The organism is Aeromonas sp. XH, from assembly GCF_033348475.1.
GTDB classification, from domain to species: Bacteria; Pseudomonadota; Gammaproteobacteria; order Enterobacterales; family Aeromonadaceae; genus Aeromonas; species Aeromonas sanarellii.
Genome location: NZ_CP137630.1, coordinates 3932169 through 3946792 on the forward strand (window position 1 = coordinate 3932169; position 14624 = coordinate 3946792).

Annotated in this window: 14 protein-coding genes and 1 pseudogene; 5 read left to right on the plus strand and 10 right to left on the minus strand. The window is 60.8% G+C overall.

Annotated elements, in window-relative coordinates; all coding sequences use genetic code 11:
• Positions 1-181 precede the first annotated feature (181 nt).
• Positions 182-820 carry an exopolysaccharide biosynthesis protein gene (locus R2B70_RS18175; RefSeq protein ID WP_318162164.1) on the plus strand — a complete coding sequence of 213 codons (639 nt, stop codon included), beginning with the start codon at positions 182-184 and terminating at the stop codon, positions 818-820.
• Positions 821-895: 75 nt separating this feature from the next.
• Here R2B70_RS18175 and R2B70_RS18180 read toward each other — a convergent pair whose 3' ends face one another.
• From R2B70_RS18180 to R2B70_RS18190, 3 genes are all read right to left on the minus strand, one after another.
• Positions 896-1786, minus strand: a complete 891-nt coding sequence (locus R2B70_RS18180) for a sensor domain-containing diguanylate cyclase (RefSeq protein WP_209793755.1) — start codon at positions 1784-1786, stop codon at positions 896-898.
• A 241-nt stretch (positions 1787-2027) separates the two neighbouring features.
• Positions 2028-2612 carry a penicillin-binding protein activator LpoB gene (locus R2B70_RS18185; protein ID WP_219143379.1) on the minus strand — a complete coding sequence of 195 codons (585 nt, stop codon included), beginning with the start codon at positions 2610-2612 and terminating at the stop codon, positions 2028-2030.
• 215 nt (positions 2613-2827) lie between these two features.
• Positions 2828-3148, minus strand: a complete 321-nt coding sequence (locus R2B70_RS18190) for a hypothetical protein (RefSeq protein WP_104453191.1) — start codon at positions 3146-3148, stop codon at positions 2828-2830.
• A gap of 142 nt (positions 3149-3290) precedes the next feature.
• Here R2B70_RS18190 and R2B70_RS18195 point away from each other — a divergent pair, with 142 nt between their 5' ends.
• The 4 genes and pseudogenes from R2B70_RS18195 (at position 3291) to R2B70_RS18210 (ending at position 5938) form a co-directional block, all read left to right on the plus strand.
• Complete coding sequence (locus tag R2B70_RS18195) at positions 3291-3626, plus strand: hypothetical protein (RefSeq protein ID WP_104451985.1); 336 nt, start codon at positions 3291-3293, stop codon at positions 3624-3626.
• Positions 3607-4068 carry a hypothetical protein gene (locus R2B70_RS18200; RefSeq protein ID WP_318162165.1) on the plus strand — a complete coding sequence of 154 codons (462 nt, stop codon included), beginning with the start codon at positions 3607-3609 and terminating at the stop codon, positions 4066-4068. Before R2B70_RS18195 ends, R2B70_RS18200 begins: the two co-directional genes overlap by 20 nt.
• Before the next feature lie 81 nt (positions 4069-4149).
• Positions 4150-4371: pseudogene (locus R2B70_RS18205) on the plus strand (GNAT family N-acetyltransferase); the annotation flags it as partial.
• A gap of 259 nt (positions 4372-4630) precedes the next feature.
• Entirely contained in the window at positions 4631-5938 is a 1308-nt protein-coding gene (locus tag R2B70_RS18210; protein ID WP_201901666.1) for a DUF3644 domain-containing protein, read from the plus strand.
• Positions 5939-6032: 94 nt separating this feature from the next.
• Here R2B70_RS18210 and R2B70_RS18215 read toward each other — a convergent pair whose 3' ends face one another.
• From R2B70_RS18215 to thiC, 7 genes are all read right to left on the minus strand, one after another.
• On the minus strand, positions 6033-7073 hold the full coding sequence (locus tag R2B70_RS18215; protein WP_318161979.1) for an IS481-like element ISAs19 family transposase: 1041 nt from the start codon (positions 7071-7073) through the stop codon (positions 6033-6035).
• Positions 7074-7712: 639 nt separating this feature from the next.
• On the minus strand, positions 7713-8984 hold the full coding sequence (gene thiH / locus R2B70_RS18220; RefSeq protein ID WP_318162166.1) for a 2-iminoacetate synthase ThiH: 1272 nt from the start codon (positions 8982-8984) through the stop codon (positions 7713-7715).
• Positions 8981-9748, minus strand: coding sequence for a thiazole synthase (locus tag R2B70_RS18225; RefSeq protein ID WP_318162167.1), 768 nt, complete (start codon positions 9746-9748; stop codon positions 8981-8983). The genes thiH and R2B70_RS18225 overlap by 4 nt, the downstream gene beginning before the upstream one ends.
• An 85-nt stretch (positions 9749-9833) precedes the next feature.
• Positions 9834-10040 carry a sulfur carrier protein ThiS gene (gene thiS / locus R2B70_RS18230; protein WP_318162168.1) on the minus strand — a complete coding sequence of 69 codons (207 nt, stop codon included), beginning with the start codon at positions 10038-10040 and terminating at the stop codon, positions 9834-9836.
• Positions 10037-10795: a HesA/MoeB/ThiF family protein gene (locus tag R2B70_RS18235; RefSeq protein WP_318162169.1), complete on the minus strand. Its 759-nt coding sequence runs from the start codon at positions 10793-10795 to the stop codon at positions 10037-10039. The genes thiS and R2B70_RS18235 overlap by 4 nt, the downstream gene beginning before the upstream one ends.
• Positions 10785-12404, minus strand: a complete 1620-nt coding sequence (gene thiE / locus R2B70_RS18240) for a thiamine phosphate synthase (protein WP_318162170.1) — start codon at positions 12402-12404, stop codon at positions 10785-10787. Before thiE ends, R2B70_RS18235 begins: the two co-directional genes overlap by 11 nt.
• Positions 12401-14443 carry a phosphomethylpyrimidine synthase ThiC gene (gene thiC, locus R2B70_RS18245; RefSeq protein WP_318162171.1) on the minus strand — a complete coding sequence of 681 codons (2043 nt, stop codon included), beginning with the start codon at positions 14441-14443 and terminating at the stop codon, positions 12401-12403. The genes thiE and thiC overlap by 4 nt, the downstream gene beginning before the upstream one ends.
• Positions 14444-14624: the final 181 nt, after the last annotated feature.

Consider the following 14624-nt stretch of genomic DNA (forward strand, 5'->3'; position numbering starts at 1 on the left):
ATGCGAAAAGCATATCAGAGCCCGCGACGCTCGCCCTTGATGGGGCCTGTATCACCCCGTTGGGTCCCCGGCCCCGAGATCCATTTCTTGCGCCGGTTCACATTATTCATCTGGGATTAACCTCTGCTGCGTAAGCTGGCGGCGCCACAGAGGTGGCGTCAACAGGATGAGGATCCCAGGAATGGTTGCCGCGCAACTCAACGACCCCCAAAGCACACTTGCCGATACTCTGAGGGCCACCGCCCACGCCATCGATGAGAGCCACATCAGCCTGCGCCAGATGCTGGCCCTGGTGGGCGAGCAGGGCATGCTGCTGTTTTGCGTGCTGCTCACCGTCCCCTTCCTGCTGCCGGTCTCCATCCCCGGCGTCAGCACCCCGTTCGGGCTGCTGATCCTCTTCATCGGCATCGGCATCACCCTCAACCGGGTGCCCTGGCTGCCCGCCGTCCTGATGGAGCGCCGCTTCGCCGCCGAGCACATCAAACCGGCCCTGCACAAGGGGGCGGATCTGCTGGCCCGCATCGACCGCCTCATCCGGCCGCGCCTGCTGATCCTGACCGGCAGCTACGCCATCAACCGCTGCAACGGTCTGCTGATCATGCTGGCGGCCCTGCTGCTGATGCTGCCCCTTGGCGCCATTCCCTTCACCAACGCCATGCCCGCCTGGGCCATCCTGCTGCTGGCCATCGGCATGTTGCAGCGGGACGGTCTCTTCGTCGCCCTCGGCTACGCCCTGGTGAGTGCCACCCTGGTCTGGTTCAGCGCGCTGGCCATCGGCCTGCTGATGGCGGGCCAGAATATCTCGACGCTGTTTGGCTGAAACGGCGCCCAGACGCAGACAAATGAAAGAGGGCGACACTATGTCGCCCTCTTTCGTTGCAAGCCTGGGTGCCTTTCAGGGATCCCCTGCGTGGGCCACCCGGTTGCGCCCGCCCCGCTTGGCCCGATAGAGCCACTCGTCCGCCCGGGCCAGCACGGTGCCGAGATCCTCTCCCGGCCGGATCAGGGTGGTGCCCAGGCTCACGGTCACGGGGGCGGGATCCGGCGCCAGGGCCGCCACCGCGGCGCGGATCCGCTCAGCCACCTTCAGCAGTATCCCCTCGTCTATCTGCGGTAGCAGGATCAGGAACTCCTCGCCGCCGCTGCGCACGAACAGATCCTCCCCCCGCAGCTGGGCGGCCACGCAGTCGCAGACGCGGCACAGCACCCTGTCCCCGGTCTGGTGGCCGAAGCGATCGTTGATCTGCTTGAAGTGGTCGAGATCCAGCATGATGAGGCCGGTGAGCTGCTGCCCCTGCACCCTGTGGTGATAGTGTTCGAAGAAGAAGTGACGGTTGTAGAGGCCGGTGAGCTGATCCGTCTCCCCGAGCCGCTTGAGCCGCTGTTGCAGCTCGTGCTGGCGGGTGATGCTGCGGGTCACCCAGGCCACCGCCCGCTTGCCGTCGTAGAGGGAGGGCAGCGGCGCTATCTTGCCCTCGAAGCGCTGCATCCCCTGGGGGCCCGCCTCGGCATCGATGCCGTCCACCTCGGCGGGGGAGAGGTCATACTCCACCACCTGCACCTGGCCGCTGGCGAGGGCCTGGGCCACCTGCGCCATCACCCACAGGGCCTTGTCCTCGGGCAGCACGTCCAGCAGTCGCCTGCCGATGAGCGGATTGCCGTTCTGGTAGGACTGCTGCTCCACCCCGCCGATGTATTCGATGTAATAACCGTCTTCGCTGAGGATGAAGACGGGATCCGGCAGCTGGGCCATCACTTCATAGAGTTGTGCCACTGAGAGCGCCATCCGTGCTCCTTGTTATCTGAGGGGAGGCTCCCCCTGTTATACAGGACTCACGGAGTATCGCACAGAAGGGAAGATCCGCCGCCGGGCCATGATCGATCAGTTCGTACTGCGCATCGACGGCGCATGGGAAAGGCGGAGGAGGCCGCCTGCAACATCGGCAAGCCGGCCCCGGTCGCAGGACAGGCCGGGGGATATCACGGGCGAGGCCGGATCCCGCCCGAGCGGGATCCGGCGAGAGGTATCAGCGGGCGGCGGAGCGGCTGGCGTTCCAGAGCAGCTCGCCGCTCTTGAGATCCATCAGGCTCATGGCGAGCCGGTAGCGGCTCCCCTCGGAGACGAGATCCCCGTAGAGCATGTAGCCCGCCCCGGTCTGGCGACCCAGGCGCACCAGGGAGGCGGGATTCATGCCCCCCTGCTGGTATTCGAGCTGACCCGTGATGGCCGCCACCTGGCCCGGGTCGGCGAAGCGAAAGCCGCTGTTGGCCTGAATGCGCTGGATCATGGCCACCGCCATGGGCTGGGTGCTGAAGGGCTCACCTGTACCGTTCTGGGGTGCCATCAGCAGCAGCACCGGGCTGCTGCCCGCGATCGACTGCACCTCGGCAGACTTCAGGAAGGCGTCCGCCATGGAGACCGCCAGCCCCGTCGGCGCCACCGGCTTGGGCGCCGGCACCGGCTCGGCCTTGTCAGGCTCGGCCACGGGTTTCTCTGGTTTGGTCACCGGCTTGTCCGGCTCTCCCACTGGCGCAGGCGTCCCCCCATAGGGATTGACCGCACAACCGCCCAGCAACAGGGCACCCACCATCAACAAGGAACGCAGCTTCATCTTTTCTCTCCGCCAGAAGTCCGCAAGGCGCACTTCGTCCATCATCCAGTTTGACGGAGCCCGGCTCCGCCTCCCCTCCATGCTAGAGACAAACCCGCCCCGGGTCGATGCGCACATGGTCAGGGGGCGACAGAGACTGGCGAACAGACAGTGCCAGAGAATACCTCGAATCAAATGAGGCCTGAGCGCAACACCGCCGTTGTGACCATATTGCGCTACTGAATAGCGAAGAACACCAGGTGATAGAGAGAGGCGGCGATCAACCCACCAACACCTACCCAAGGGATATACCTTCCCTTGTCGAAGGGAAAAATGGCTTCACCAAACAAGATGGCGGCGTAGGACAAGACCGGCAGATATTGCCCCAGACGCCCTTGATGGATGGAGCTACCGACGAGATCAGAAGGAAAAAGGTAATAGAGGGCAAGATACAGGAGCATCAAGAATGACCCACATACAAAACGCCTCTCTGCAAAGCGCCCCCAACCCGACAAGAGGTAGCTACCTGCAACAAGCCCAACAACCAATAACATCATGATCAATGCCTATCTCTTCATGCTCGGCATCACGCGACACAGGGCGATATGACTCTCATTTTTCAGCTTTTAATTTGATCATCGGTTGCATAAATGATATCCAATTTGGCCTCATTCATGTCCGATAAAGCAGGAGAGTATCATGGGGATAGCTACATGTCCGATCAAAGGACTGACATTGAGCTCCCGTTCAATCGATGCCCTGGAGCAAATGGACCAGCTTGTAGACAGCGCCAATCAACTGGCTGTCGCCGTTTCCGCCACACCGCTTTATACGATTTTCAGCGACCCGAGAAGTGCCAAGGACGTTGCCTACAACATCAGTGATTACGATTGGGAGTTGTATGGCCAGGCGATGGAAGGCATCCCCAATATCCTGCGCCACAAACTGAATCAGGTTGTTGAACCCATGGCATGGTCTTCAGCAGGTAAAGAATCCCAGTTCTGGAAATGTGTCCATGCCTCATACAACAAGTAAATTTGCCCTTCTGCTGCTCTTCGCCTGCCAAGGCGCCATGGCGCTGTCACTGCACGATCTGGACCCGGCGTTTGAGCGGTGCGAAGCCATCAAGTCGCAACACGGCGCCACTCTGCCCGCGAAAAGCGACCCCTTCTGGTCACTGGAGAGGGGACAACAAGTGACCGTGCTGATCTATCTGCATGAGAAAAGCATGGAGCGCTGCACTGCAGCAGAGGTCGATGTGCTGGCGCTCAAGGCGTTCCATCAGGCGGTAGAGGGAGACCGCACCTTTCTCGACACCTTGATCAAGGCGAGGACTACCACCCTGACGCCAGCCCAGCAAACCCAGTTGCAGCAGATGGGGCAGGCGGAGCTGGACAGGCTGGCAGGCATGCAGGAATTTGCTCAGCCATTCTCACTGACCGCTTACCTCAAGCAACTGGGCAGCGCCACGCCCTGACAAGAGAAGTAGTACCGTAGGTCACTATGTCTGCATGGGTGATAAGGTGCGGATTATGTCGGACATGAACATCGGCAACGGGTCGCCCGGCAGGCGGCCACCCTGCTGTGTGGCTTTGGTTTGCAGCAGTTGGGCCTATTTCGACTGGAGAGCGTGATGGGGGTTGGCAACATCGCCAACAAAGCTGTTGCCATCGCTGTAGGGGCTACCTTTGAGTGTCGGGCGAGGAACCGCATATTCCTCCATGGTCAGCCTCTTGATGCGCATATTTATACCCTTGTTACCGCAGACAAAATTTCTTAACGGAGATAACCCTACAGGATTATCTGAGGTGAGTGATGATCATCGTAATTTAGATCTCAGCCCTACAGATTGAATTTCGGCCCCCAATAAAAAGGGAGAATACCTCAGAATCCACATTCCATCATTTCGCATAGACGATCTAGAAGGTGCACCACCTCACATTAAAAGGCTCAAATGCTTCAGCTTACGAATCGTTAAAGCTACACTGCCACAAGACAATTTTGAATACATAATAGATAATCATTGAATCGGGGTGTTTATGAAAATAAGTAAGTCCCTTTCTTCTTTGTTCCTGTTTCTTCAAGAAAAAGAAAAAAATGGAGTCCCTTTCTCCCTAGAAGATGTTCTTTCTGCGACAGGATGGAAAGCAACAACATTCAGAACTTATTGGATAAAAGGTCAGCTAGCAGACTTCATCAGTGAAACTCCTGATGGTTTATATGATGCATCTAACTGCCAAAATATATCAGAAGTAGAGTTTTCAAAATTGCTATCCCAATCCAAAAACAGGAGGGGACTAGGTCACAACTGCAGATCAAAGTTAGCCAAAGCATTATTGGCAAAATCAAAAGACAACATGCTCCTTGCCTTGGAGTTATACAACAGACCATCCTTAGAAAACAAGATGGATGCTTTCTCAATGTGTTTTTGCACAGCGTGGGAGCAATTTTTAAAAGCTGCACTAATAGAAAGAGATGGTGAAAAATCTATCTTTAGAACTAAGACTAAAGGATTCAAAGAAACTATATCCTTACGAGAGTGCTTAGAAAGGTATTATCCTTCCAACTCTAAGATAAGAAAAAATATAGAGCAGGTTGCTTATTTTAGAGATCAGGCTGTTCATCTACTTATGCCTGAGATACAAGGAATTATTTCCAGAGTATTTCAGTCTGGCGTCCTTAACTACACTTCACAATTCGAAAGTTTCACTGAGGTGTCATTTATAAATAATAGCCACACGGGCATGATCTCTTTAGTTGGTGAGTTTAAATCACCACCTATATCCATAATGAAATCAACTTATGGTGACATAGCTGATGACATCCTAGAATTAGCAACATCTATCGAGAATGAGGTAAATCAAAGCAATGACATTGAGTTTGCCATCCCACTTAATGTAAAACTTATATTTGCTACCGATGATGCTCAAGGGAATACAATAGCATTAACCAGAGCTGAGGATGGCATTGAAGCCCTCAGGCAAGCACTAATAATAGAAAAACCAACCGACAGAGAAAAGACCCACCCGTTCTTACAGAAGGATGCAATCAATGAAATAAACTCTCGCCTACAAGACAGATATGATGAAGCGATTCTTAAAAAGCATTTATCACATAACAATAAAACAGGAGCCCCACTAATAAATAAAAATTGTTTCGATGCTGTCGCATTCAAGAATTCGTGGAAGTCATGCAACAACAAGTTCCATTACAAAAATGCAAACCCAGAACTACACTATTACTCCATTGAACTAGTTGAAGAATTTATCAAAAAAATAATGGAACACTGTGACTATTTAATAAATGCCAAGAGGAGCTATAACCTCGCAAGAAAACAAAAAAATTAACAATCTGTACAGGTCTAGTTTGTTCAGATCTAGTTATCACCTGCATGTACAGATCTAGTTATCACCTGACACCGGCCTCAAACCGGTGTCTTGTTTACGCTACTTTAGTGCGCACTTCCTTCGGTATCAATTTCAGACCCTTCTTGAACATGCTGTAAGGCGTCTGTCCCTCCATCATCCTGCCCTGATGTGGCCGCTGGGTGTTGTAGTGTTCCAGGTAGCTATCCAGGTCTGTCTGCATCTGCTCTACCGACTCATACCAGGTCGTCCTCCCCTTGATACGGAAGTGTTCATCCAGCAGTGTGCGATGCAGCCGTTCGATAAAGCCGTTGCTCTGCGGCCTGCGTACCTTGGTTGTCCGGTGCTCAATCCCCTCCAGTTGCAGGAACAGCTCGTAGGGATGGTGGTCAGCTCGTCCACAGAACTCGCGCCCGTTATCCGACAGGATGGTATAGACCCGTGCCTCGTGGGCCTCGAAAAACGGCAGTACCGTTTCATTGAGCACATGAACCGAGGTCACCGGCAGCTTGCTGGTGTAGAGCCGTCCCCAGGCGTGGCGGCTATAGCAGTCCAGCACGGTTTGCAGATACACCTTGCCAACCCCCTTGAGCGCGCCGACGAAGAAGGTGTCGACCGCCACCAGTTCTCCGGTGTAGTGAACCTCAATCTGGCGTTCGCGAAACTCGGGGCTGAAGCGTTCGAGCAGGCGAATCTGCTCGTCATTGAGCTCAATGGTCTGCTCCCGGTGAGTTTTCTCAAGGCGCAGCAAGCGGTCGTGTTTGGAGAGCAAGTCGTGCCGTTGCCACACGCCACGCACACCGCCCGCACTGACATTGATGCCTTGCAGAGCCAGTTCTTGCGCGACCCGCAGCGGGCCATGAGTTGGTCTGGTGAGGGAGTAATCGAGGATGGCGTGTTCAATCTCGGGAGCGACCCGATTGGGATGAGCCCCTTTACAGCCGGGCAATTTGTCGAGCAAGCCCTCGGCGCCATAGGTCTGGTAATTACGGCGAATTTCGTAGAACTGCTGACGGCTGTAGCCGATGAGCTTGCAGGCTTTGCTGACATTATTGAGCTCTTTGGCGAGCTCTAGCAGGCTGAGTTTGCGACGTGCTACTTTCTCGTTGGTGGTCATACGGTGACTCCAGATAACACGGTAGGGGTACCGTTTTGTTATCCGGTTTGAAGCCGTATGACCACTCCCTTTTGTGGGCAACTGTCAGGTGAATACCGTCTCCATACAACCTGCATTCCCCTTGAGGTTATGGTGGGCCCGGTATTTGTTCCCCCTCCAATCCGCCGAGGGGAAGGGGCAAGGTAAGGAGCGCCATCAGGGATGATGGCGCAGACGCAGCCGGCACAGGGATGTGCCGTCTGCGGCGGTCCGTCCGACCTTGCACCTGACCCGAGGGAAACCGCGTAGCGGTCGGATTGGCGGGGGTGGCCTTTCTTTTGGTGACTTTTCTTTGGCCACGCAAAGAAAAGTTACTCGCCCAAGCCCGAAGGGCGGGCGAAACCCCTTCGAGGCCGACGGCCTCGCGTCCTGCACGGCAAGGCCGTGCCATTCCCCTATCACACGGAGCGGACGATTACGCCTGACGGTTAATCGACCCTACGGCTAGTCACCTCGACAAACTCCGCGAACGTCTGATTACGCTTCGCTAATCAAACCTACGACGGCACGGCGACGCCGTGCCATCAGACTTGCCGCAGGCAGCGGAGTCCGGCCGCCATGCCGGGGGGGCTGCCCAGCAAAGGGGGGGCGTGGCCGCCCCTATCGGCCCAAAAACGGTTCCCAGTCCTTGAACACCGGCTGCAACCCGGCCTGCCGCACGGTGGCGGCCACTTCCCCCACCGGGCGGTCGTCGTGGATGGCAAACTGTTCCAGCTCCTCTGCATCCCCCTCGGCATAGCCACCCGGCTGGGTGCGCGACTCGGCCGACATCTGGGTGATGCCAAGGCGCACCGCGCCGTTGCGAAAGGTGGCCGACTCGCGGGTCGAGAGCGACAAATCCAGGGTCGGCGAGAAGAGGCGCCAGGTACAGATAAGCTGGGCCAGCTGGCGATCCGACATGACCACTTCAGGTTCCAGCCCACCGGTGCAGGGGCGTAGGCGCGGGAAGGAGAGCGAGTAGCGGCTCTGCCAGTGGTGGCGCTCAAGCCAGGCGAGGTGCTCGGCGACGAAGTAGCTGTCGGCACGCCAGTCCGCAGAGAGACCGATCAGCGCCCCCAACCCTATCTTGTCGATACCGGCGCGGCCGAGCCGATCCGGCGTGGCGAGGCGCCACGCGATGTCCCGCTTGTTGCCGCGCAGATGGTGGCGGGCATAGGTGGGGGCGTGGTAGGTCTCCTGATAGACCATGACCGAATCGAGGCCGAGGGTCTTCAGCTCGGCATAGTCGGCCTGCGAGAGGGGCTGCACCTCCATCCCCACCGTGCTGAAGTGGCGGCGGATGATGGGCATCACCTCGCGAAAATAGGCGAGCCCCACCTTGTGCTCGTGCTCACCGGTCACCAGCAGCACGCTGTCAAAACCGCGCGCCTTGATGGCCAGACACTCGCGTTCAATCTCCTCTGCATTCAGGGTCTTGCGCTTGAGGCGGTTGCTCATGGAGAAGCCGCAGTAGGTGCAGTCGTTGGCGCAGAGGTTCGACAGATAGAGCGGCACATAGAAGCCGATGGTGTTGCCAAAGCGCTGGCGGGTCAGCCGCTCGGCCTCGGCCGCCATCTGCGGCAGATACGCCTCGGCGGCCGGCGAGATCAGCGCCATAAAGTCGGCCAGGGTGCGACGGGGGGCGCTCAGGGCCCGCGCCACGTCCGCGGCGGTCTTGGCGCGGATCTGCATGCCGATATCGTCCCACTCCAGCTCGCGCCATCTATCGAGAAAACTCTCTGTCTTTCTCTCAACCCCCTCCCGGCCTCCCCCTTCACAAGGGGGAGGTGTTAATCCGCCCCCCCGGTCTCCTACTTCACAAGAGGGCGGAGTCGACACTCCCTCCCCTGGCAAGGGGAGGGTCGGGGTGGGGTCATTGGCATGCTGACTCATAGCGCCCCCAGAAAATCGGTGAGCGGGCTGGAGGCCTGGGCCTGCACGCCGCGCGCCCCTAGGCCCGCCTTATAGGCGCTGCGACCAGCGGAGCAGGCGAGCGCAAAGGCGCGGCCCATGGCGACCGGGTCGCCGCTCACCGCGATGGCGGTGTTGACCAGCACGGCATCGGCACCGAGCTCAAAGGCCGCCGCCGCATGGCTCGGCGCACCTATCCCCGCATCCACCACCACGGGCACATTGGCCTGCTCGACGATGATGGAGAGAAACTCCCGGGTCACCAACCCCTGATTGGAACCAATCGGCGCGCCGAGCGGCATCACGGCGGCGCAGCCCACCTCTTCGAGCCGTTTGCAGAGCACGGGGTCGGCCCCGCAGTAGGGCAGCACCACAAAACCCTCTTTCACCAGCTGCTCGGCCGCTTTCAGCGTCTCGATGGGATCGGGCAGCAGATAGCGCGGATCGGGGTGGATCTCGAGTTTCAGCCAGTTCGTCCCCAGCGCCTCGCGGGCGAGGTGGGCGGCAAACACCGCCTCGGCGGCGGTCTTGGCGCCTGAGGTGTTGGGCAAGAGCTTGACCCCGAGCTGCTGCAAGGGGCTCAGGATATCGTCGTGGGCCTTGCCGGGTTCGAGCCGCTTGATGGCCATGGTGACGAGCTGGGAGCCGCTCGCCTCGATGGCGGCGGCCATCAGGTCCGGACGGGCAAACTTGCCGGTGCCGGTAAAGAGGCGCGAGGAGAAGGAGTGATCGGCAATTGTCAGCATGTCAGCCTCCGGCCACTGCGATAAGAAGAGATGAGGCCCCGCCGCAAGGCAGAGCGCTCGAAGATGGGACTGCGAGCATCATGGGTCAGCCTCCCGCAATGGCGGTGAAGAGGTGAAGTTCATCCCCGTCATTGAGACGGGTCTCGGGCCAGCGGCTGCGGGGCAGCACGGCGCCGTTAAGGGCCACCGCCACCCCCTGGGGATTGACCCCTTGCGCGGCCAGCAGGTCGGCCACGCTCTGCCCTGCCGCCAGCGGCTGATCTTTATCGTTGAGTCGAATGGTGAGGGTCATGGGGTGATTTCCTTGTGCGGCCCGCAAACCGGGCAATCGGGATCGGGGGCCAGAGTGAGGGTCTGCCACTGATGGGTCAAAGCATCGAAGCGGCGCAATGTGCCGGCCACCGGGCTCGGCATACAGAGCAGCAGTTTCAGTGCCTCCAGCGCCTGCAAGGAGCCCATCACCCCCACCAGCGGGCCGGTGACGCCGCTGGTCTCGCAGCTCTCCTTGATCTCGGTATCCTGCGGATAGAGGCAGGCGTAGCAGGCGTGATCCGTACCTGTGCGCGCCATCAGCTGTCCCTGCCAGCCCACGGCGGCGGCACAGATCCAGGGCTTGCCCTGAGCCACGCAGGCGGCGTTGATGGCCTGGCGGGTGGCGAGGTTGTCGCAGCAGTCGATCACCAGATCTACCTCGGCCACAAACTCCGGCAGGCTGGCGGCATCGAGCCGCTGGTTGATGGCGATCAGCTCCACCAGCGGGTTGTGGGCGGCCAACCGCTCGCGGGCCAACTCCGCCTTGGAGTGGTTGACCGCCTCGCTATCGAACAGGATCTGGCGCGGCAGATTGCTGGAATCCACCGTATCGCCATCGGCCAGCCACAAGGTGCCCACCCCGGCCCCCGCCAGATAGAGGGCAAGCGGCGAGCCGAGCCCGCCGAGACCGACGATCAGCACGGACTTATCTTTCAGCCGCGCCTGACCCGCCTCCCCTACTTCCGCCAGCATCAGCTGGCGGCCGTATCGCAAATACTCAGCATCAGAGAGCATGGACTACCTCCTGCATGTCGGTCATAAGTTGCGCCGAGCGTGGCTCATCCCCTGCCCCCACGGCAGCGAGCAGCCGCTCGGTCGCCCCCTGCCAGTCGTCGCAGGCGGTGATGGCCGAGACCAGCGCAATGCTGCCGACCCCGCTTGCCTTGACTGCCGCCACCCGCTCCTCGCTGATGCCGCCGATGGCCACCGTCGGCCAGTCGCACATTAGGGCGCGGTAGCGGTGCAGACGCACCAGCCCCTGCGGGCGCGAAGGCATCGCCTTGGTGTTGGTCGGGAAGATATGACCCAGCGCGACATAGGAGGGGGCCAGCTCGCGCGCCCGCATCAGCTCGAAGTAGCCGTGGGTGGAGATGCCAAGGCGCAGCCCGGCCGCCTGAATGGCGGCGAGATCGGCGGTCTCCATGTCCTCCTGCCCCAGATGTACGCCCCAGGCACCCGCCGCTATGGCCTGCTGCCAATGGTCATTGATAAAGAGCCGCGCCCCATGGCGGCGACCGAGTGCCACAGCCTCAGCAATGGCCTGTGCCACCTGAGCGGCGGGCAGATTCTTGATCCGCAGCTGGATCGTCTTGACCCCGGCCCCCAGCAGGCGCTTGAGCCACTTGACCGAATCCACCACGGGATAGAGGCCCAGATGCTGTTCGGTTGCGGCAAAGGGACCCTGCGGCAGACGGGCGCTGCTTGTCTCATACAGTCCGAAGCGGCGATCCAGGGTTGAGCTCGCCAGCACGGCACGGGGGAAGTGAGCAAGATCGGCGGGCCAGCCGAGATGGGCGATGGGCCCCGGGCCCGCCCCCACCCCCTGCGCCGCCGCCAGCCCCTGTTGCAGGTAGGCACGCGCCAGGGTGATGGCGTCCTCCACCGGATAATCCTGCGCCACCACGGCGGCGATGGCGCTGGCGTAGCAGCAACCGGTGCCGTGACCATGGCGGGTATCGAGGCGCGGCGCGGCGAGCCAGAATTCGCGAGTCTCGTCCTGGTAGTAGTCGAGGCAGAGATCCCCGCCCCACTCAAGGTGCCCCCCCTTCACCAGCACGGCGCGGGCACCGAGTTCACGCAGGCGGCGGGCGGCGAGGCGCACCAGTTCGGGGCTGGTGGCGGGCAGTCCGGTCAGGGCCTCCAGCTCGGGGCCGTTGGGGGTGATCAAGGAGAGGCGCGGCAGCAGGTGCTCGCGCACCGCCGCCAGCATGCCGGGCTCGGCCATGGGGGTGCCGGTGCTGGCGATGGCCACCGGGTCGTAGACCACGAAGGGAGCCTCGACAGTCGACAACCTGCGGGCCAGCACCTCCACATGGAGCCGGGTCGGCAGCAGACCGATCTTGATGGCGGCGGGTGGCAGATCCAGCCCCAGGGCGTCGATCTGGGCGGTGAAGGTCTGCATCAACACGGGGTCGACCATCTTCACCGCCACCGAGTTCTGGGCCGTGATGGCGGAGATGACGGAGCAGCCGTGCACGCCGAGGTCGTGCAATGTGTGCAAGTCGGCCTGAATGCCGGCCCCGCCGCCGGAGTCGGACCCGGCGATGGTCCAGACCACGGGGCGCGGGGCCGCCGTCACGGCGGACAGGTCGGCGGGGCTGACAGCCCCGCGCTCGCTGCTCACGCCTCCTCCCCTGCGGCCTGCTTCAGGGTCGCAGCCTGATGGTAGATCTCGCCGCCGGTCTCCTTGAAAGTTTCCGCCATGCGGGCCATGCCGCTCTCAACATCGACCTTCTTGAAGGTCTCCGGCTCCTTGTGGGCCATGCCGCCTTCCACCTCGGCCACCACCCGCTCCTGCTGGCCGTCCATGCCGACCAGCTTGATCTCCACCGCTTCGAGTTTCGCCGCATAGTCGCGCACGTCCTGGGTGATCTTCATGGAGCAGAACTTGGGCCCGCACATGGAGCAGAAGTGGGCCACCTTGCCGGACTCCTGGGGCAGGGTCTCGTCGTGATAGGCGCGGGCGGTGTCGGGATCCAGGGCCAGATTGAACTGATCCTCCCAGCGGAACTCGAAACGCGCCTTGGACATGGCGTTGTCGCGGATCTGGGCGCCGGGGTGGCCCTTGGCAAGGTCAGCGGCGTGGGCGGCGATCTTGTAGGTGATGAGCCCCTGCTTCACGTCCTCCTTGTTCGGCAGCCCCAGATGCTCCTTGGGGGTGACGTAGCAGAGCATGGCGCAGCCGTACCAGCCGATCATGGCGGCGCCTATGCCGGAGGTGAAGTGATCGTAGCCGGGGGCGATGTCGGTGGTGAGCGGACCCAGGGTATAGAAGGGCGCCTCGTGGCAGTGCTCCAGCTGCTCGGTCATATTGCGCTCGATCATGTGCATGGGCACGTGGCCGGGGCCCTCGATCATCACCTGCACGTCGTATTCCCAGGCAATTTTGGTGAGCTCGCCCAGGGTGCGCAGCTCGGCGAACTGGGCCTCGTCGTTGGCGTCGTAGACGGAGCCCGGACGCAGACCGTCACCCAGCGACAAGCTCACGTCGTAGGCGGCGCAGATCTCGCAGATCTCGCGGAAGTGCTCGTAGAGGAAGTTCTCCTTGTGGTGCGACAGGCACCACTTGGCCATGATGCTGCCACCGCGCGAAACGATGCCGGTGAGGCGCTTGGCGGTCATCGGCACGAAGCGCAGCAGGACGCCGGCGTGGATGGTGAAGTAGTCCACCCCCTGCTCGGCCTGCTCCAGCAGGGTGTCGCGGAACAGCTCCCAGGTGAGGTCTTCGGCGATGCCGTTGGTCTTCTCCAGCGCCTGATAGATGGGCACGGTACCGATGGGCACCGGGCTGTTGCGCAGGATCCACTCGCGGGTCTCGTGGATGTAGCGGCCGGTGGAGAGATCCATCACGGTGTCGGCGCCCCAGCGGGTGGACCAGACCAGCTTCTCCACTTCCTCTTCGATGCTGGAAGTGACCGCCGAGTTGCCGATGTTGGCGTTGATCTTCACCAGGAAGTTGCGGCCGATGATCATGGGCTCAGCTTCCGGGTGGTTGATGTTGCTGGGGATGATGGCGCGACCGGCGGCCACCTCATCGCGCACGAACTCGGGGGTGATGTTCTGGGGCAGTCTGGCGCCAAAGCCCTGGCCCGGATGCTGGGTGCGCAGGAGCTCGGAGCGCACCCGCTCGCGCCCCATGTTCTCGCGAATGGCGATAAATTCCATCTCGGGAGTGACGATGCCAGCACGGGCGTAGTGCAGCTGGGTGACCCGGCGGCCCGGCTTGGCGCGGCGGGCGCTCGGCAGATGTTCGAAGCGCAGGTGATCCAGCCCCTCGTCGGCCAGTCGCTCCTGGGTGAAGGTGGAGCTCAGCCCCTCCAGTGCCTCGGTGTCAGCGCGCTCCAGCACCCAGGCCTCGCGCAGGCGCGGCAGGCCGCGGCGCACGTCGATGGGGGCGGCCTCTTCCCCATAAGGGCCCGAGGTATCGTAAACCGGCACCGGCTCGTTGGGCTCGAACTGGGGAGCTTCCTTGGTGCCGCCGACGAAGGTGTCGGCCAGCTGGATTTCACGCAGCGGCACCCGGATATCGGCGCGGGAGCCTTCGATAAAGATGCGGCGGGAGTTGGGGTGGGCCATCCCCTTGAGGCTGTCGATAAAGGCCTGGGCGCTGGAGCGCTGCTCGCGGCGGCTGGATTTGGTGGTATCAGAAACATTGGTAGACATAGCAAAACTCACATTAACTGGTTGAAGTTATGGGTATTTGCTTGTCTGGAGTTCGAGGAGAAGATGAACTTGCGGCGGGATGTGTTCGGGGGAGCGGGGGATGGATTTTCCCTGCCCTGCCGTCCCGGTGTTTCCCTAGTCTGGAAACCCGGCGCCCTATGGACAACCGGACGGGACAGCC

Excerpts from the sequence above, each read along its gene's own strand:
- R2B70_RS18175 (WP_318162164.1), top strand. The coding sequence starts at position 182 with ATGGTTGCCGCGCAACTCAACGACCCCCAAAGCACACTTGCCGATACT.
- R2B70_RS18180 (WP_209793755.1), bottom strand. The coding sequence starts at position 1,786 with ATGGCGCTCTCAGTGGCACAACTCTATGAAGTGATGGCCCAGCTGCCG.
- R2B70_RS18185 (WP_219143379.1), bottom strand. The coding sequence starts at position 2,612 with ATGAAGCTGCGTTCCTTGTTGATGGTGGGTGCCCTGTTGCTGGGCGGT.
- R2B70_RS18190 (WP_104453191.1), bottom strand. The coding sequence starts at position 3,148 with ATGATGTTATTGGTTGTTGGGCTTGTTGCAGGTAGCTACCTCTTGTCG.
- R2B70_RS18195 (WP_104451985.1), top strand. The coding sequence starts at position 3,291 with ATGGGGATAGCTACATGTCCGATCAAAGGACTGACATTGAGCTCCCGT.
- R2B70_RS18200 (WP_318162165.1), top strand. The coding sequence starts at position 3,607 with ATGCCTCATACAACAAGTAAATTTGCCCTTCTGCTGCTCTTCGCCTGC.
- R2B70_RS18210 (WP_201901666.1), top strand. The coding sequence starts at position 4,631 with ATGAAAATAAGTAAGTCCCTTTCTTCTTTGTTCCTGTTTCTTCAAGAA.
- R2B70_RS18215 (WP_318161979.1), bottom strand. The coding sequence starts at position 7,073 with ATGACCACCAACGAGAAAGTAGCACGTCGCAAACTCAGCCTGCTAGAG.
- thiH (WP_318162166.1), bottom strand. The coding sequence starts at position 8,984 with ATGAGTCAGCATGCCAATGACCCCACCCCGACCCTCCCCTTGCCAGGG.
- R2B70_RS18225 (WP_318162167.1), bottom strand. The coding sequence starts at position 9,748 with ATGCTGACAATTGCCGATCACTCCTTCTCCTCGCGCCTCTTTACCGGC.
- thiS (WP_318162168.1), bottom strand. The coding sequence starts at position 10,040 with ATGACCCTCACCATTCGACTCAACGATAAAGATCAGCCGCTGGCGGCA.
- R2B70_RS18235 (WP_318162169.1), bottom strand. The coding sequence starts at position 10,795 with ATGCTCTCTGATGCTGAGTATTTGCGATACGGCCGCCAGCTGATGCTG.
- thiC (WP_318162171.1), bottom strand. The coding sequence starts at position 14,443 with ATGTCTACCAATGTTTCTGATACCACCAAATCCAGCCGCCGCGAGCAG.